Origin of the sequence: Halomonas sp. AOP30-A1-24 (assembly GCF_052378165.1) — a bacterium.
Taxonomy (GTDB): domain Bacteria; phylum Pseudomonadota; class Gammaproteobacteria; order Pseudomonadales; family Halomonadaceae; genus Vreelandella; species Vreelandella citrativorans.
In genome coordinates this window covers 34,686-51,732 of sequence record NZ_JBQSXL010000022.1, presented here as the reverse complement: position 1 = coordinate 51,732, position 17,047 = coordinate 34,686, and the positions used below count along the sequence as shown (strand labels likewise).

Below are 17,047 nucleotides of genomic sequence, written 5' to 3'. Positions count from 1 at the left end.
TGGATAGAGCAACATACTGTATACTTAAACACATACTGATCAAGCAGACAGATACCGACTGTCTTTTATTGTTTATGGAGTTTGGTATGTCGCGGCCACTCACAGCACGTCAGCAACATGTTTTTGATTTTATAGTAAAAACCATGGGTGAATTCGGCTACCCTCCCACCCGCGCCGAAATTGCCAAGGCCTTGGGCTTTAAATCCCCCAATGCCGCTGAAGAGCATTTACGTGCTCTTGAGCGTAAAGGCGTGATCCGGATTATTCGCAATACGTCGCGGGGAATTCGCCTCCCCAATCAGGAAGCGCAGGACGTTAGCGAATTACCCGCCACCGTTGCGGCCAACAGCAATGATCTTCCGCCGATGGGCTTGCCGGTTATTGGTGAAGTTGCCGCTGGCAGCCCGATCCTTGCAGCGGAGCATATTGACCGTTACTGCCCGCTACCCGCGGAATATTTCACCCCTAAAGCCGACTATCTCCTGCGGGTACGCGGTTTATCCATGAAGGATGTGGGTATCCTGGAAGGCGATTTACTAGCGGTGCACCGCACTGATCGTGTACGTGACGGGCAAATCGTCGTTGCGCGGCTGGAAGATGAAGTAACCGTAAAACGCTTTCAACGCCAAGGGCATCAGGTAATGTTGATTGCGGAAAACGCTGATTTTGCACCGATTGAAATCGACCTGCGAACCCAATCCCTGGATATTGAAGGCGTAGGTGTAGGCGTCATCCGTGGCGGTAATGGCCAAGCGCTAGGCTAATAATCCGTTTGCGTAAAATCGGATTTTAAAACGCATCAAGGGGGTGGTCATTTTCATGACCACCCCCTTGTTTTGTTACTGATTCAGCTTCAACAGTTTTTAAACGCTTAGCTAAAGACCACCGTCTTATTGCCGTGGATCAAAACGCGGTCCTCCAGATGCCAGCGCAGGCCTCGCGCCAGTACGGCTTTTTCTACATCGCGTCCAAAGCGAATCAGGTCGGTTGGCGTATGGCAATGACTCACGCGATGAATATCCTGCTCAATAATCGGCCCTGCATCCAACTCCTCCGTCACGTAGTGACACGTCGCGCCAATCAGTTTTACACCGCGCTCATAGGCCTGATGATACGGTTTGGCACCGGCAAATGAAGGCAAGAAGCTGTGGTGAATATTAATCACCTGCCCAGCATAGCGCTCACACAACGACGGGGGCAGAATCTGCATATAGCGCGCCAATACAATACAGTCCGCTCGCGCGTTATCGATAAGCTCCTGCACCTGAGCAAACGACGCTTCCTTATTATTCGGGTCCACCGGCACATGGTGGTAAGGAATACCGTACCACTCAGCGATTGAGCGCATGTCTTCGTGATTAGAAATCACACCGGCTATGTCACAATCCAGCTCACCTGCCTGCCAACGGTAAAGCAAATCCACCAGGCAGTGAGACTCACGAGAGACCATGAGTATGACTCGCCGACGCTTTTGGGTATCCATCAGCGCCCACTGCATGGAAAACTCTTGAGCAATTGGCTCAAAGGCGCTGCGTAATGTTTCAACGGACATGCCAAGCGAATCGGCCAATATCTCATAACGCATAAAAAAGCGGCCCGTTTGCAAGTCAGAATGCTGACTGGCTTCAGTGATAGAGCCGCCTTGTTGAGCAATAAAACCAGACACACGGGCAACAATACCCACCTGATCGGGGCAGGAAACGACTAAACGATAATAATGAGACATGTGAAGTACTCTTGACGAACTACGAAATACGAGTGACTTAGCGTAACGGCGCAGCAAATAGCGGCTAAATAGCAACGTCGTAAATAACGGCCGACTAGTGTACCGGAACCCCGTTAACGAAGCACCGTTATCTAATGTCGGGGGTCATTGTTAGCCGCCCCTGCCTTCCCGTATAGTTAAGACATTACTTTTTAGGCTTTTCATAACCGATGCATCCACCACGCGTTCAACTTCGCCCTCGCCGCCGCCCTCCCCTGCGCCTACTGCCGCTGGGTGGGTGTGGTGAAATTGGCATGAATCTAACGCTGTATGGATACGACGATCACTGGATCGCGGTCGACTGCGGCATGATGATTCGCCAGGATTTGCCTAACTCGCCCCTTCAGGTACCTAACCTGGGCACCGCAGAGGCACTGAACATAACGCCCCAAGCGTTATTTATAACGCATGGACATGAAGATCACATTGGCGCGGTTGCCTGGTTATGGCCCAAGTGGAACTGCCCTATCTATGCCACCCCACTTGCGGCAGGCCTCTTACGCGCGAAATTCGCTGAACACCAGCTAAGTAGCGCCGCGATTAAGATCATCGAGCCGGGCGAAGCAATGGAAACGGCGCCCTTTTCGGTGCGCTATTTGCCGGTTACTCATTCGATCCCTGAAAGCTGCGCGCTGGTCATCGTGATGGGCGACTACCGCATAATGCACACAGGGGATTGGAAGCTGGACCCAGAGCCGCTGATTGGCACGCCCATTAACGCGGCGCACTTTCGAGCACTCGCCCCGATTGATTTAGTAGTAGGTGATTCAACCAATGCCCCTCTGCTTGGCCACTCCAGCAGTGAAGGCGATGTGGCTAAAGCGCTGGCTAAAAGCCTGAAGGAATGCAAAGGCCGCGTCGTGGTCTCCTGTTTTGCAAGCAACCTGGCACGCGTACTGGCCATTGGCCGGGCGGCTCATCAATGCGGCCGTCGGGTCAGTTTGATGGGGCGATCCATGGAGCGCATGGTGAGCATTGCACGTGGGCTTGGCTACATGGATGACTTCCCAGCGCTTGTACCCCCTCATGATTTGGGCTACTTGCCCCCCGATGAAGTGGTGATTATCGCCACAGGTAGCCAGGGTGAGCCTCGTGCAGCACTGCAACGACTCGCCCAAGGGCGCCATCCGTTTATTGACCTTGAGCCTGGCGATAACGTCATTTTTTCTGCCAAAGCTATCCCCGGCAATGAGCGCCCCATTGAGCAGCTCAAAAAACGCTTGGTCCAACTTGGGGTCACGATCTTTGATGAGGTTAATCATCCAGAGCTTCACGCCACAGGCCACCCTGCGCAAGAAGAACTCATCACATTCTACCAGTGGATCAGGCCCAAATATTTGATCCCCGTGCACGGCGAAGCGCGCCACCAGCAGGCCCACCAAGCGATTGCAGACTCCTTGGGCATCAGCGCACCTTTAGCACCCGTTAATGGCGACATGATCGTTATGGACCACTTGGGGCTGCGCTGCGAAGCCCGCCATCCTCAACCGCCCTGTATCGTTAATCAAAATAGCGTTGTACCGCATCCGGGCCTGGAGGCCACCAAAACCACGACGCGCCGAGGCAGTTTATTTCTCGCCCTGCCTGTCGCGGCCAGCGATACCGGATGGTGGCGCATCGGTCGCTTGATGCTGGATAGCAGCAGCGCCAGCCCGCTCGACGAAGATAGCTTTAGCGAATGGCTGGACAATCAGTTGGAGGAGATTAAAGCGGATACGCTGGCTGATTTGCGCCTTGCGCTACAGCCACGCTTGATTCATTGGTTGGCGGACCACATGCAGCACATGCCCGAGGTCCACTTACAAATAATGGCCGCGGAAGCGCCTCTATAAACGCAACGAGGCGTAACCGAATCCTGTAGAACGCAGCGTACTCGCCAGGCGGGTACTGTAATAGCCTTATGACCAGCGCTCGGCATCTTGCCAATCGGCAGCGCGCTCTTTCACCCAATACTCACCCTTGGTGGAATGCTCCTTTTTCCAGAACGGCGCTTGGGTTTTTAAAAAATCCATAATAAAGTCACACGCTTCAAATGCTTCGCGCCGGTGAGCGCTCGCCACCAGCACCCTAACGATGGGATCCCCCGGCGCCAGGTAACCCACCCGATGAACAATATAAACCGCTTGGAGCGCCCAGCGCTGCCACGCCTGTTCGCCTATCTGCTCCAACGTACGCTCTGTCATGCCGGGGTAATGTTCCAGGGTAAGCCCGGTGACATCAGGCGACTCGTTAAAGTCCCGAACCAACCCTGTAAAACTGACAACCGCGCCAATATCGGTTCGCTGAGCGAGCGTCGACGCATAGCCATCGCCTAATGAAAAAGGCGCTGACTGGACTCGGACCTGGATATTCATCGTTTAGCCCCCTGTCACGGGTGGAAAAAAGGCGACTTCATCCTCGTCAGTAATCCGTGCGCTATCGTTAGCCATCACCTGGTTAATCGCACACAGCGTCCGTTGGTCGGTGAGCACGCTAAATCGCGTATCACGCTGGCTCAGCGCAGCCTTCAAACCCGCAATATCACGGCTCGGCACCTGGTCCAGATCAAGCACCGTATCACTCACACCGACACGTTCACGCAGCTCGGCTAAAAACTTCACCCGAACACAGGGCGAGGCGCAGCGTTCGCCTAATGTCACTTCACCTGCCGTCCCTTCTCCCGTCACAATGGGGGCTTGCGGGCGAGCACTGCGCTGATAATCGCCACGTACGCCGCCGCGTTTGCTTTCAAGCTGAACAGCGTCGATACACATATCCTTATCGACGGCTTTACACATATCGTAGAGCGTTAAACACGCGACCGACACCGCGGTAAGCGCCTCCATCTCAACACCTGTGCGCCCATTTAATCGACACAGTGCCGTCACGTGGACACAGCCCTGCGCAGGGTCGATATCAAATTCAATGGAGACTTTGGAAAGCGCCAAAGAATGACATAAAGGGATTAATTCATGGGTACGCTTCGCGGCCTGAATACCGGCAATACGGGCCGTTGCAATGACATCGCCCTTGGGTAACTCGCCATCACTTAGCAGCTTCAGCGTTTCTGGCTGCATTAAAATCCGCCCCGAGGCGACGGCCTCACGACGTGTTTCGTGCTTATCACCCACATCGACCATATTAGCTTCACCACGCGTATTGAGGTGGGTTAGCTGCATGTTTATCACCTATGTTTTAAAAATGTGCCATTGGGTTGAGTGCTAGCCCACGTACGCACCCAGTGAGTAATTGCATCGATATCATTAAGGTTTAGCGGGGTAATCCGGGGGTCAAGCTCAACCGGTGGTTGATCATCAAGTGCCACCGCCTGAATCGTCGCATCATGAAGAATAGACGGCTCTCCAATTCCCTTACGATACAGTACGAGCTTGGGAATGGGCCATGCTTTGAATCCTTCGACGATCACAAGGTCTGGCTCATGGTAAGCCATCATCGCCAGCAACGCTGCCAGGTCTGGCTCATCCTGACCCGGCGTTTCCTGCATTAGCGCAAAGCGTTCCCGTGAGGCGACCAGCATCGGTGCCGCCCCGGCGCTACGCAGCTCATAGCTATCTTTACCGGGTTTATCCACTTCAAAACTGTGATGGGCATGCTTTATGACAGCTACCTTTAGCCCTGCCTGGCGCAACCGTGGCAGCAACTGCGTTAGTAGCGTCGTTTTTCCCGTTCCACTCCAAGCGACAACGCCGAGTACGGGAAATGCAGTGGCTACATTACTTACCATATACATGTCTCCTTCCCTGGCAATGAATCCTGATAAGGACAAGGGAGCTGTTACTCCCCTTCGCGCTCACGAGGCAATAGCCAATTCAGTACGATACCTACGAGAGCCGCCAAGCTTACGCCCTGCAGGGTAAATTGGCCTCCCCCAAATTGCATGCCGCCAATACCAAACACTAAAATCAACGACACCACCACCAGATTGCGTGGCGCGGTTAGCGACTGACCCGCACGTACTAGCGTATTCATTCCGACGACAGCAATCGAGCCAAACAGCAGCGTCATAATGCCGCCCATTACCGGACCTGGAATCGTTTGCAACAGTGCACCCAGCTTGGAAATAAAGGCCAGCAGAATGGCGATAATCGCCGCGACAATCATATAAACAGGGTTAAACGCCCGCGTCAGCGTTACGGCACCGGTTACTTCGGAATACGTCGTGTTGGGTGGGCCGCCAAACAGTGCCGCCGCCATAGTCGCCAAACCATCGCCCAGCAATGTACGGTGCAGGCCCGGTTTTTCGAGATAATTTTTACGCGTTACCGAACCAATCGCCACCATATCTCCGATATGCTCAACCGCAGGCGCAATGGCCACAGGAATCATGAATAAAATAGCCGCCCAATGAAAGCTAGGCGCCGTAAAATTGGGTATTCCAAGCCAGGCCGCTTCATGTACCGGTGTAAAATCGACAACCCCCATCACCAGGGAGAGTGCATAACCGGTAACGATCCCCCCCATAATGGGAATCAAACGCAGCAGGCCACGCCCAAATACCGCTAATACCAGCGTCACCAGCAGGCTGGCCATGGATAAAAAGATCGCTTGACCATAGCTGATATTGTCGCTGGTTTCCCCGGTTGCCATGCTAACGGCCACCGGCGCTAACGCCAGGCCAATCACCATGATGACCGGGCCAACCACCACCGCCGGTAACAAACGATTTAGCCAACCGATACCGCGTACGCGTATGATCTGGGAAATAATGACATACACAAGACCGGCTACCATTAAACCGCCAAGCGTCGCGGAAACACCGAAACTGGCAATAGACCCTTGGATAGGCGCGATAAACGCAAACGAGGACGCCAAAAACACCGGCACCGACTGCTTAGTAACCGCATGAAATATTAGCGTTCCCGCACCGGCAGTAAAAAGTGCAACACTTGGATCCAGGCCCGTTAACAGTGGAACCAGTACCAACGCGCCAAATGCGACAAACAGCATTTGTGCTCCGGTCAGCAGTACCTTCGGCCAAGACTCGGACCGGCTGCCAGCATTACTCATCACTCAACTCCCAGGAATCAATTTATATCGAAAAGGCAAAAAAATGCCCCCAACGCGAAGCGTAAGGGGCACCGTTAGGCAAAACGCTTAACGCGTTCCAAATATCTTATCGCCGGCATCTCCCAATCCCGGCACGATATAACTATTCTCATCGAGTCGATCGTCTACCGAGGCCGTATAAATTTCCACGTCTGGGTAAGCATCCTGCACACGCTTGATGCCTTCGGGAGCAGCGACAAGAACAATGATCTTCATATGCTCACAGCCCCGCTCACGCAGCATGTCCAGTGTGGCGATCATGGAACCACCGGTTGCCAACATCGGGTCAATCACCAGCGCCATACGCTCTTCAATATCGTTAGCGAATTTCGCAAAATACGGCACAGGCTGCAGCGTTTCTTCATCGCGATAAAGGCCGACAACGCTGACGCGCGCGCTGGGAATCAAATCCGTAACGCCTTCCAGCATGCCTAAACCAGCCCGCAGAATGGGCACAACCGTTACTTTTTTACCTTTAAGTCGGCGTGTAGCGATAGGCTCGCCGTTCCAACCTTGAATTTCGTGATCCTCAAGCTCCAGGCCTTTCGTGGCCTCGTAAGTCAAGAGCTTGGCCACTTCACCTGCCAGTTCACGAAAGCTCTTGGTGCTCAAATCAACTTCGCGCATCAGTCCCAGCTTATGTTGAACAAGCGGATGGTTAATGGCGTAGACACTCATGGGGCTTCCTCACTGCAGTGTGATATCAGGATAACGACTCAGGCCGCATCTTCAGGCATACAAAATTGCGCGCATTCTACCTGCATCTGTCCATCAGGTTAAGCGCTTTCGGGCAGTTGCCATTCAACGGGCGAACGTCCTTGCCCCACCAGGAACTGGTTCGCTTGAGAAAACTGGTGATTGCCAAAAAAGCCCCGATGGGCAGACAGCGGCGAAGGATGGGGCGACTCCAGCACTAAATGGCGCCGCTGATCAATCAGCGCTTTTTTCTGGCGCGCATGACTACCCCATAACAAAAACACGCACGGCGGAGCATGCTGACTTACCGTTTCGATTGCTCGATCGGTAAACGGCTCCCAACCTTTGCCGCGGTGCGACGCGGCATTGCCTTGCTCAACGGTTAACGCCGTGTTTAACAGCAAAACGCCTTGTTTGGCCCAGCTAACCAGGCTGCCATGCGGCACCGGTTTAACGCCCACATCGTTTGCCAGTTCTTTATAAATATTGGCAAGCGATGGGGGGATTTTCACCCCCGGCTGAACAGAAAAGCTTAACCCATGCGCTTGACGGGGGCCGTGGTACGGGTCCTGACCTAGAATAACGACTTTCACCTCTTCCAATGGCGTCAGTTCAAACGCACGAAACCAATCAGAAGAGTGAGGGTAAATAACCTTTTTAGCCGCTTTTTCCTGAGCCAAGAACTGTTTCAACGCCTTCATATAGTCGGCTTGAAATTCATCACCGAGCCACCGGCCCCAGTCGTTCGTTAATGGATTAGTCATAAGTCCTTTTAACTTGATCAACGAGAGGCTCAACATAGGCAACTCCCATATCCCAAGGGAATTGAATCCAGCACTGCTGAGCCACTTCAGTGAGATATTGGTCAACTAAAGGGCGCCCTTCTGGCTTGGCATAGATAGTGACAAAATGCGCTTTAGGCATCATTTCACGTACCGCACGCGCGGTTTTACCGGTATCCACCAGATCATCGACCAACAGCCAACCTTCGCCATCATGGTCAACGCCCTTCATGATATTCAGACCGCCCTGATCCATATGGTCATAGCTTTTAATACAGATCGTATCAATCAGGCGCACGTTAAGCTCACGTGCAATAAGTGCCGCTGGGATTAACCCGCCACGGGTAATCGCCACAATACCCTTGAAGTCCCGCTCCATCATTTGGTGGCAAAGCTGACGCACATCTCGGTGCAGCTGGTCCCAGGAAATAATGAAGTGTTGGTGATAGCGTTCGCTGCTCATGAGAGGCGTTACTCGTCTTCGTTGAAAGAACATACCGCGAATACGCTGAAGCCAGCATCGCGAATTTTCTGAGAACCGCCCAACTCGGGTAGGTCAATAATAGTGGCGGTTTCTACAACATGTCCGCCAGAACGCTGAATAAGGTTGGCGGCGGCCAACATGGTGCCACCGGTAGCAATCAGGTCATCCATCAGCAGGATCCGGTCACCTTCCTGAAAAGCGTCAGAATGTAGTTCTACTTCCGAATGACCGTATTCCAGCTTGTAGGTTTCACTGATCGTTTTAAAAGGCAGTTTGCCTTTTTTGCGCACCGGTACAAAGCTACAACCTAGCTCATAGGCGAGCGGTGCACCGATAATGAAACCACGCGCATCAATCGCGGCGATGGCATCCAGGTTCATTTCCTGATAGCGATGCACGAAACTATCAATTAGTTTGCGAAACGCCGCACTGTTTTGTAATAACGGAGTGATATCACGAAAGTTCACCCCCTGCTCAGGCCAATCAGGAACGGTGCGAATAACCGACTTAATGTAGTCACCGTAGATGCTCATCGCGTCTCTCATAGATTAATAATAAATAGCCTGGGTAATTAACCCAGGAATAGAAACTTCGCTGCAAACAGCAAGGCCAGAATCACGACAGCAGGATTCAGGTCGCTAAACCGGCCTGAAAGCGTTTTAATTCCTACAAAGCTAATAAAGCCCAAGGCAATACCGTCAGCAATTGAAAACGTCAGCGGCATTGCCAATGCTGCAATTAATACCGGAGCAGCATCGGTTGGGTCTTCCCAGTTCGCATGGGATAAACTGCCCGCCATGAGTACCGCAACGTACAGCAGCGCACCGGCAGTGGCATAAGCCGGGATAGAGCCTGCTAACGGCGCAAAGAAAAGACTGATTAAAAACAGTACACCGACCACGACGGCTGTTAGGCCTGTTCGCCCACCCGATGCAATACCCGCCGTTGATTCGATATAGCTCGTGGTGGTTGAGGTACCGAGTGCCGCGCCTGCCATGGATGCTGTGCTATCGGCCATCATGGCGCGCCCGATACGAGGCAGTTTGCCATCCTTGTCGAGTAGATTACCCCGATGAGCAACCCCTACCAGCGTGCCGGATGTATCGAACAGGTCAACAAACAGGAACGCAAAAATAACGCTGAGCATCGCCACATCAAGGGCGCCCACCAGATCCATCGCCATAAAGGTAGGCGCGATAGAGGGCGGCATCGACATCACACCGTTGTATGCATTATGGCCCAACAGCATCGAAATGAGAGTAATGCCCAGGATACCAATTAATACCGCGCCCTTGACCCGCAGGTACGCCAACGCCGTAATCACAAAAAAGCCCAGCAATGAATAAAGAGCCGCTGGCTGTGAAAGATCTCCCATCGCGACCAGAGTCGCCGGATTAGCCACCACAATACCTGCGTTTTTAAGCGCAATCATGGCCAGAAAAAGCCCTATCCCTGCCGCAATCCCTAAGCGTAGCGAGAGTGGTATCGAGTTGATAATCCACTCACGGACTTTAAAAACACTCAATACGAAGAATATCAAACCCGAGAAGAAGACCGCACCAAGCGCGGCTTCCCAGGTATATCCCATACCTAGCACCACGCCGTAAGTGAAGAAGGCGTTAAGCCCCATCCCCGGTGCTTGCGCAATGGGGTAATTAGCCCAAATGCCCATCACGAAGCAGCCAATCGCTGCCGCCACGCACGTCGCGACAAAGACGGCACCGTAGTCCATACCCGCTTCCGACAGGATGCTAGGGTTTACGAAAATGATATAAGCCATCGTCAGGAACGTTGTGATCCCGGCGACCACCTCTGTTTTCACATTCGTATTTAGCTCAGTGAGCTTGAAATACTTATCCAGAAGTTTCATGTATGTTTTATCCTTCGCGCAAACGCAGTATGCGTCCCCTTGGAGCGAGAAAAGCCGCACATATTACCGAAAGCTCCCGCGCGATGCGAGTACCTAACGCACAGCCGGTTTAAGCGGAGCCACCTCCACTGACACTAACGCTAGCAATCTTCAGGCCATCAGCGAACCAACAGGTCAGCCAACCACCCGCTGCTTTCTTATAATCGTTTAGCCAGCACGCGCTCGACCGTTTCGACAATCACCTGCGTTTGCGGATCAATTTCAATATTGACCTTATCGCCAGGCAGACGCTCTTTGAGCATGGTGCGTGAGAGCGTTTCGGGTATCAGATTCACACTGAACTCAATGCCGCCATCATCTGCCGCGCGCCGTACATCTCCGACCGTCAAACTGATGCCATCAACACCGATATACCCCTTTTCAAACACAAAGCGGCCAATCGTGTCGGGTAGAGAAAACCAAAGCCGACGGTTATTGGGAGCTTCTTCTATCGCGACGACGCTGGCCATACAGATAATATGGCCGGACATCGAATGCCCCCCAATCTCGTCGCCAAACCGTGCAGCACGCTCTATATTGACGCGCCCACCCGGTTCAAGTGCACCAAGATTAGTCAAGCGCAGGGTTTCGCGCATCAAATCAAAACTAACGTTATCGCCATCAATAGCGGTAACCGTTAAACACACGCCGTTATGGGCCACTGACGCACCAATTTCCAACCCTTCACGCATTTCGGGTGGCAATGCCACTACATGGGTTCGAAACGCGTCAAGTTCATGCACCTCTACTATACTTGCGGTGCCCTGTACGATGCCGGTAAACATAATCCACCCTTACTACGTCGCTGTGAAAGCGCCTATTCAAACACGAAATCAACCCGGCGCAAGTTTATCCGTGAGAAGTTAACAATGCGCACACCGCACCCGGGAAAGTATGATGAGCAGCATGCGTGACGCTAATCAAATGCCTTGATGGACGCAAAGCAAAGTGCAGTACGCCTAAAAACGTTTAAAAACGCACGACTGCGCCTAATCAAGCGGCCACACGCGTAAAGCAGCCGGTTTCAATTGACAAAGAGGAAGGGGCTGCTTAGACTTTCGGCCCATGTAATGGCGCCGATTTGTACCCATATTGCGGGCGCCCACCAAGCCACAGGTTTGGTGAAGTGCAGCTAAAAGGGTGTGTCCAGCGTTGATGGCCACCCGAAAGGGTGGCCTTTTTTTTATTCCTCGCCCTACGCTTGCTCCCTTGCACTCCGTCTTTGGCCTCCTATTAAGGCAGACGCTATGATTGAACTTAGCAACGTCAGTAAAACTTATGGCAGCGGCAATAACGCCGTTCACGCCTTGAAAGATGTTAATTTGCACGTACCTAGAGGCGCTATTCACGGCGTTATCGGCCTATCCGGCGCTGGGAAATCCACGCTAATCCGTTGCGTTAACTTACTTGAGCGGCCAACCAGTGGCAGCGTGACCGTGGATGGCCAAGAGATGACTCGCTTAAACGGCGGCGCCCTAAACCAGGCACGTCACCGCATTGGCATGATTTTCCAGCACTTCAACTTGCTTACTACGCGGAACGTGTTTGATAACGTTGCTCTGCCGCTTGAACTAATGGGTGAAAAACGTAGCGCCATTCAACACCGCGTACTCCCGCTACTGGAAATGGTCGGGCTGGCGGACAAAGCCAAACAGTATCCCGCGCAGCTCTCGGGTGGCCAAAAGCAGCGTGTTGCTATCGCCCGCGCTCTGGCCAGCCAACCCAATGTACTGCTGTGTGATGAAGCAACATCGGCATTAGATCCACAAACTACCGGCTCTATTCTTGAGTTGCTGCGTGATATTAATCACCAGTTGGGTATCACTATCTTGTTGATTACCCATGAAATGGAAGTGGTTAAGTCAATTTGCCACCGCGTAAGCCTTATTTCCAACGGCACACTAGTGGAAGACGCAGAAGTCGGCGACTTTTTCACGGCCCCCAGCACTCAGCTTGGCCGCGAATTTTTGAACGATTTTCTCCAGCTTAGCCCCCCTAAAGAGCTGATCGAACGCTTAAGCGATACGCCAGGAGAGACCACTCACCCCGTCGTACGTCTAACGTTTTCTGGCGATGCCGTCTCAACGCCGCTTATCTCCCGCCTGGCCCGCGAGTGCAATGTGGATGTCAGCATTTTACAGGCCAAAGTCGAGTCCATTCAGGATCGCACTTTAGGGCTTATGATTGCAGAACTGCTTGGCACGACAGAGCAGACGCAACAGGCAATGGATTATCTTCAGTCTCACCAGTTAGAAGTCGAGGTACTTGGTTATGTCCAGCGCAATGTTTGACCTTATTTTACAGGCCACGCTGGATACGCTGTATATGGTGGCCATCTCTGGCGTCATTTCGACACTGCTCGGCCTACCATTAGGCGTATTGTTGTACGCGACACGGCCAAGGCAAATTCTGGCCCAGCCAGTGCTTAATCAGGTATTGAGCATTATTACTAATATTGGCCGCTCGATTCCTTTCATTATTTTGATGGTAGCCATCATCCCGTTCACACGCATGCTGGTAGGCACCTCGATAGGCATCAACGCCGCATCAGTTCCCCTAACCATTGCGGCCATCCCTTTTGTGGCGCGCCTGATAGAGGGCGCACTCAATGAGGTGTCGCCAGGCCTGGTGGAATCTGCTCAGTCCATGGGCGCAACCCCGTGGCAGATTATTCGCAAGGTACTTGTACCAGAGGCGCGAGGCGGCATCATTACAGGCTTAACCATTACGCTGGTAACGCTAGTCAGTTACTCCGCTATGGCGGGTGCGGTAGGTGGTGGCGGCCTGGGGGACCTGGGCATCCGTTATGGGTACAACCGTTTTAACCCCACTATTATGCTGATTACCGTGATTATTTTGGTGGTCATGGTGCAAGGCTTTCAAAGCCTGGGCGACTATCTGGTGCGCAAAAGTGATCGTAAATAGTGGTCGCAATTGGCCATGCTCACTTATAACAAAAAAACATTAGGATTATTTTTCTTATTCCAATATTATTAAAAAATGACGATACAACGTATTAGGAGACTTATCATGCAAAAACTAATAATTGGTAGCCTGACAGCCTTGGCACTGGCCGTTAACGTTGCAAACGCAGAAACCCGCACGCTGAAAATGGGTACCGTTGCAGGCCCCGAAACTGAAGTCATGGAAGTGGCGGCGCGGATTGCCAAAGAAGAGTACGACCTTAATGTCGAAATTATCGAATTTACCGACTACGTAACGCCCAACGTTGCGCTGGCCGACGGTAGCCTTGATGCCAACGCCTACCAGCACGCCCCTTACTTGAATGCCATGGTTAGCGATCGCGGCTATGACCTTGCCGTTGCAGGCTATACCTTTGTTTATCCGATCGGTGCTTATTCAGAAAAATTCGATAGCATTGAAGACCTGCCCGACGGCGCGCAGATTGCACTGCCCAACGACCCTTCCAATGAAGGTCGTGCGCTGATTTTGATGCATAACGAAGGCCTGATCACACTGAACGACCCGGAGTATCTGGAAGCGACGCCGATCGATATCGCCGAGAATCCGCGCAACTTCCGCTTCCGTGAAATTGAAGCTGCCCAGTTGCCCCGTGTATTGCGCGATGTCGACATGGCGTTTATCAACAACACGTTCGCCCAGCCAGCTGGCTTGAAGCTTGACGATGCCCTGATCAAAGAAGGGCCTGAGTCTCCCTACGTGAACCTTATTGCCGTACGCGGCGGTGACGAAGAGCGTGAAGATATTCGCCAACTAGTGGATGCCTATCAGCGCGACGAAGTAGCAGCTAAAGCTGAAGAGCTGTTTAAAGGTGCTGCCGTGCCGGGCTGGACTGAATAACCCCTTCAGCAAGCACCTCATCAGGCCGACCTTAGTGTCGGCCTGATGCGTTTATGACGAGATAATGATGCCAACCATTAATTACGCACTACTCAACCGCCAGCTCGAAGCCCTGCTTGATACACGCGACTGGCTTACCAACAGCGCTCAAATGTGCGCGTTCATTCAGCAGGAAGTACCTGATCTAAACTGGGTGGGATTTTATCTTCAGCGTCAACCCGAGATCCTGGGGCTAGGGCCTTTTCAGGGCAAGCCCGCCTGCCACCCCATCCCTTTTAGCAAAGGCGTATGCGGAGCCGCAGCGCGCCAGCAGCAGACACAGCGGGTCGATGATGTACACGCCGTCGCAGACCATATTGCCTGCGATGCCGACTCACGCTCCGAGCTGGTCATTCCCATCGTGATAGAAGGCTTTCTCTGGGGCGTTCTAGACCTGGACAGCCCACTACCTGCGCGCTTTACCGCAGACGATCAGGCAGGAATCGAAGCGCTAATAGCGACTTTTCAGCGCCAAACAGATCTACCGACCCGCTAGTGGTAAGCATGTAGATGAATGGTACAGTAAGCGCGAAAAATAACGTCGCTCATGGATAGTTCAGAGCGGCGGCGCGCTTTTCTTAGCGTTTGGTTGAATATTTCTTCTGCCTTATAGCGGCTCAACCCTAGCTCTTGAGCCGTATGAAAATACTCATCAAGCTCCACACTCTCACTATTACCGCTCACTAGCGGCGGTTTATTTGCAGATTTACGGCCTAACTTTAAGCCACCAAAAACTGAGGCCCAACGGGGCAATAAGTTAAGATACATATCTTCATCCTTGAATCATGTTCATGGAGAGAGTTGTTCATCACAGCGCGAATTCCCGCATAGCGCCACGCCAATAGCTATACACATATTGTACTTTATGAAGCATGACGTTATCGTGACAGGTACCATCTCACCAGGTACCACCTCACGCCAAAAGACACAGCCTGATCACTGGGCGTTACACCCGACAAGGTAAGCTGTGCCTGAATAGCAATGCTGCGCGCAATAAACGTGCACGGCATGAAAGCGACGCTAAACAAAAAAACCCCGCGCTTAAAAAAGCACGGGGCTAACAATTTGGTAGGACCAGGCGGATTTGAACCGCCGACCTCCACGATGTCAACGTGGCGCTCTAACCAACTGAGCTATGGTCCTAAATAGAAAAGGTTGCGATGATGGTAGGACCAGGCGGATTTGAACCGCCGACCTCCACGATGTCAACGTGGCGCTCTAACCAACTGAGCTATGGTCCTGTCGTGCAACGGATGCGTATTCTACTTATTTATCACTGCATTGCAAGCTAATTTTTTCTTTCTGAACAACCCACTCACGCCCTATCTCGCTATAAAATCGCTACGTAAGTGGGTATTTAAATTTTCAGCGTTTTAAACCGCCCACTCCTCTTTCTAAAGCAGGAAACCAATAATGCTCGCCCCTCTCCTTGCCCCCCTCCTTGCGTGCATAGCGTTAATACCACTGCTTGCAACACTGATTGCACGCATCCCTCTTCGCTGGTGGTGGATCCGCTGCTTTGAATTCCCTCGCGTACAAATAGCAACTCTGTCGCTGCTTTGTGGGGTATCCGCTCTCGTCTTTCTATCACTTGGCAATTGGCGTACCGCGATTTGGGTTATCGTTCTCATCACCGTCGCTTTACAAAGCCAATATATCTTGCCTTGGACCCGGCTATGGCCAGTGGACGTTAAAAACGCATCCAAGCAGTCTTCCAGCAAACAGCACATTACGCTTTTAATTGCCAATGTGCTGACGCCAAATCGGCACACGGAAGGATTATTAGGGATGATCCAGCAACACCAGCCGGATATCATTTTAACCCTTGAGTCCGATCAGTGGTGGCAGGATAAGCTCGACGCCGAGTTAGCAGAACGCTGGAAATATAACGTTAAAGTGCCTTTAGATAACTTGTACGGCATGCATCTTTATTCGCTCTTGCCGCTGAAAGAGACCTCTGTTAAGTGGCTAATTCAGGAGGATATCCCTTCCATTCATACTCAGGTACAGCTTGAAAGCGGCGATTATATTCGCCTATATGCCGTCCACCCTCGCCCACCTGCGCCATCAGAAAGCGAAAAGTCGTTATGGCGTGATGCCGAACTTTTATGGGTGGGCCAAGAGGTGCACCAAACGCCCCAGCCTACCCTGGTCGCCGGCGATCTGAATGACGTCGCCTGGTCACGTACCACTCGACTATTTTGCAGGGTTAGCGGCATGCTTGACCCCAGGCGCGGACGGGGCATGTTTAGCACCTTCCACGCCAAGAACCCCTTATTACGCTGGCCTCTTGATCACATTTTTGTAACCAACCACTTCACCCTGGTCAACATGCAGCGCCTTGATGCCTTTGGGTCTGACCACTTTCCTATTCTCGCCACCCTATGCTATCAGCCCTCTCGCCAAAATGAGCAGGAGCGACCCGAAGCAGACAGCAAAGAGCATCAACAAGCCAGCGAAACGATTCAAAAAGGCAAAACCGAGAAGCAACCAACCTGATCGAC

Annotated in this window: 19 protein-coding genes and 2 tRNA genes; 7 read left to right on the top strand and 14 right to left on the bottom strand. The window is 52.4% G+C overall.

Annotated elements, in window-relative coordinates; translation table 11 throughout:
• The first annotated feature begins 86 nt into the window (after window positions 1-86).
• Window positions 87-764, top strand: coding sequence for a transcriptional repressor LexA (gene lexA / locus ACT3TJ_RS13075; protein ID WP_172118442.1), 678 nt, complete (start codon window positions 87-89; stop codon window positions 762-764).
• A 107-nt stretch (window positions 765-871) separates the two neighbouring features.
• On the opposite strand, the gene purU is transcribed toward lexA, so the two are convergent.
• Complete coding sequence (gene purU / locus ACT3TJ_RS13070; RefSeq protein ID WP_444621891.1) at window positions 872-1,726, bottom strand: formyltetrahydrofolate deformylase; 855 nt, start codon at window positions 1,724-1,726, stop codon at window positions 872-874.
• A 293-nt stretch (window positions 1,727-2,019) separates the two neighbouring features.
• Between purU and ACT3TJ_RS13065 the strand changes: the two genes are divergently transcribed.
• Window positions 2,020-3,597 carry a ribonuclease J gene (locus ACT3TJ_RS13065; protein ID WP_444621908.1) on the top strand — a complete coding sequence of 526 codons (1,578 nt, stop codon included), beginning with the start codon at window positions 2,020-2,022 and terminating at the stop codon, window positions 3,595-3,597.
• A 66-nt stretch (window positions 3,598-3,663) separates the two neighbouring features.
• Here ACT3TJ_RS13065 and moaE read toward each other — a convergent pair whose 3' ends face one another.
• The 10 genes from moaE to ACT3TJ_RS13015 all read right to left on the bottom strand — a co-directional run bounded on the left by moaE (window position 3,664) and on the right by ACT3TJ_RS13015 (window position 11,467).
• Entirely contained in the window at window positions 3,664-4,119 is a 456-nt protein-coding gene (moaE, locus tag ACT3TJ_RS13060) for a molybdopterin synthase catalytic subunit MoaE (RefSeq protein ID WP_441679139.1), read from the bottom strand.
• 3 nt (window positions 4,120-4,122) lie between these two features.
• Complete coding sequence (moaC, locus tag ACT3TJ_RS13055; RefSeq protein ID WP_172118439.1) at window positions 4,123-4,923, bottom strand: cyclic pyranopterin monophosphate synthase MoaC; 801 nt, start codon at window positions 4,921-4,923, stop codon at window positions 4,123-4,125.
• 5 nt (window positions 4,924-4,928) lie between these two features.
• The gene (gene mobB, locus ACT3TJ_RS13050; RefSeq protein ID WP_172118438.1) at window positions 4,929-5,489 is read right to left on the bottom strand and encodes a molybdopterin-guanine dinucleotide biosynthesis protein B; all 561 of its coding nucleotides are present in this window, start codon (window positions 5,487-5,489) and stop codon (window positions 4,929-4,931) included.
• 50 nt (window positions 5,490-5,539) lie between these two features.
• On the bottom strand, window positions 5,540-6,772 hold the full coding sequence (locus tag ACT3TJ_RS13045; protein ID WP_444628748.1) for a uracil-xanthine permease family protein: 1,233 nt from the start codon (window positions 6,770-6,772) through the stop codon (window positions 5,540-5,542).
• 87 nt (window positions 6,773-6,859) lie between these two features.
• Entirely contained in the window at window positions 6,860-7,489 is a 630-nt protein-coding gene (gene upp / locus ACT3TJ_RS13040; protein ID WP_087107382.1) for a uracil phosphoribosyltransferase, read from the bottom strand.
• A 98-nt stretch (window positions 7,490-7,587) separates the two neighbouring features.
• Window positions 7,588-8,271 (bottom strand): uracil-DNA glycosylase, encoded by a 684-nt coding sequence (gene ung / locus ACT3TJ_RS13035; RefSeq protein WP_193054653.1) that lies wholly within the window; start codon window positions 8,269-8,271, stop codon window positions 7,588-7,590.
• Window positions 8,264-8,752 carry a xanthine phosphoribosyltransferase gene (gene gpt, locus ACT3TJ_RS13030; RefSeq protein WP_087107385.1) on the bottom strand — a complete coding sequence of 163 codons (489 nt, stop codon included), beginning with the start codon at window positions 8,750-8,752 and terminating at the stop codon, window positions 8,264-8,266. The genes ung and gpt overlap by 8 nt, the downstream gene beginning before the upstream one ends.
• 8 nt (window positions 8,753-8,760) lie before the next feature.
• Complete coding sequence (locus ACT3TJ_RS13025; protein ID WP_172118434.1) at window positions 8,761-9,306, bottom strand: adenine phosphoribosyltransferase; 546 nt, start codon at window positions 9,304-9,306, stop codon at window positions 8,761-8,763.
• A gap of 38 nt (window positions 9,307-9,344) precedes the next feature.
• A complete protein-coding gene (locus tag ACT3TJ_RS13020; protein ID WP_172118433.1) occupies window positions 9,345-10,643 on the bottom strand; it encodes an NCS2 family permease in 1,299 nt (432 codons plus the stop codon).
• Window positions 10,644-10,840: 197 nt separating this feature from the next.
• Complete coding sequence (locus ACT3TJ_RS13015) at window positions 10,841-11,467, bottom strand: riboflavin synthase subunit alpha (protein WP_444665819.1); 627 nt, start codon at window positions 11,465-11,467, stop codon at window positions 10,841-10,843.
• A gap of 462 nt (window positions 11,468-11,929) precedes the next feature.
• Here ACT3TJ_RS13015 and ACT3TJ_RS13010 point away from each other — a divergent pair, with 462 nt between their 5' ends.
• The 4 genes from ACT3TJ_RS13010 (at window position 11,930) to ACT3TJ_RS12995 (ending at window position 15,039) form a co-directional block, all read left to right on the top strand.
• Window positions 11,930-12,973, top strand: coding sequence for a methionine ABC transporter ATP-binding protein (locus ACT3TJ_RS13010; protein ID WP_444621887.1), 1,044 nt, complete (start codon window positions 11,930-11,932; stop codon window positions 12,971-12,973).
• A complete protein-coding gene (locus ACT3TJ_RS13005; RefSeq protein ID WP_087107396.1) occupies window positions 12,954-13,607 on the top strand; it encodes a methionine ABC transporter permease in 654 nt (217 codons plus the stop codon). Before ACT3TJ_RS13010 ends, ACT3TJ_RS13005 begins: the two co-directional genes overlap by 20 nt.
• 105 nt (window positions 13,608-13,712) lie before the next feature.
• Complete coding sequence (locus tag ACT3TJ_RS13000; protein WP_172118430.1) at window positions 13,713-14,504, top strand: MetQ/NlpA family ABC transporter substrate-binding protein; 792 nt, start codon at window positions 13,713-13,715, stop codon at window positions 14,502-14,504.
• A gap of 67 nt (window positions 14,505-14,571) precedes the next feature.
• The gene (locus tag ACT3TJ_RS12995; protein WP_444628744.1) at window positions 14,572-15,039 is read left to right on the top strand and encodes a GAF domain-containing protein; all 468 of its coding nucleotides are present in this window, start codon (window positions 14,572-14,574) and stop codon (window positions 15,037-15,039) included.
• On the opposite strand, the gene ACT3TJ_RS12990 is transcribed toward ACT3TJ_RS12995, so the two are convergent.
• The 3 genes from ACT3TJ_RS12990 to ACT3TJ_RS12980 all read right to left on the bottom strand — a co-directional run bounded on the left by ACT3TJ_RS12990 (window position 15,036) and on the right by ACT3TJ_RS12980 (window position 15,784).
• Window positions 15,036-15,311: a hypothetical protein gene (locus ACT3TJ_RS12990; protein WP_444665817.1), complete on the bottom strand. Its 276-nt coding sequence runs from the start codon at window positions 15,309-15,311 to the stop codon at window positions 15,036-15,038. The genes ACT3TJ_RS12995 and ACT3TJ_RS12990 overlap by 4 nt on opposite strands.
• A gap of 298 nt (window positions 15,312-15,609) precedes the next feature.
• Window positions 15,610-15,686 (bottom strand) — tRNA-Val (locus ACT3TJ_RS12985).
• A gap of 21 nt (window positions 15,687-15,707) precedes the next feature.
• Window positions 15,708-15,784 (bottom strand) — tRNA-Val (locus ACT3TJ_RS12980).
• A 172-nt stretch (window positions 15,785-15,956) separates the two neighbouring features.
• Between ACT3TJ_RS12980 and ACT3TJ_RS12975 the strand changes: the two genes are divergently transcribed.
• Window positions 15,957-17,042 carry an endonuclease/exonuclease/phosphatase family protein gene (locus tag ACT3TJ_RS12975; RefSeq protein ID WP_444665816.1) on the top strand — a complete coding sequence of 362 codons (1,086 nt, stop codon included), beginning with the start codon at window positions 15,957-15,959 and terminating at the stop codon, window positions 17,040-17,042.
• Window positions 17,043-17,047 lie beyond the last annotated feature (5 nt).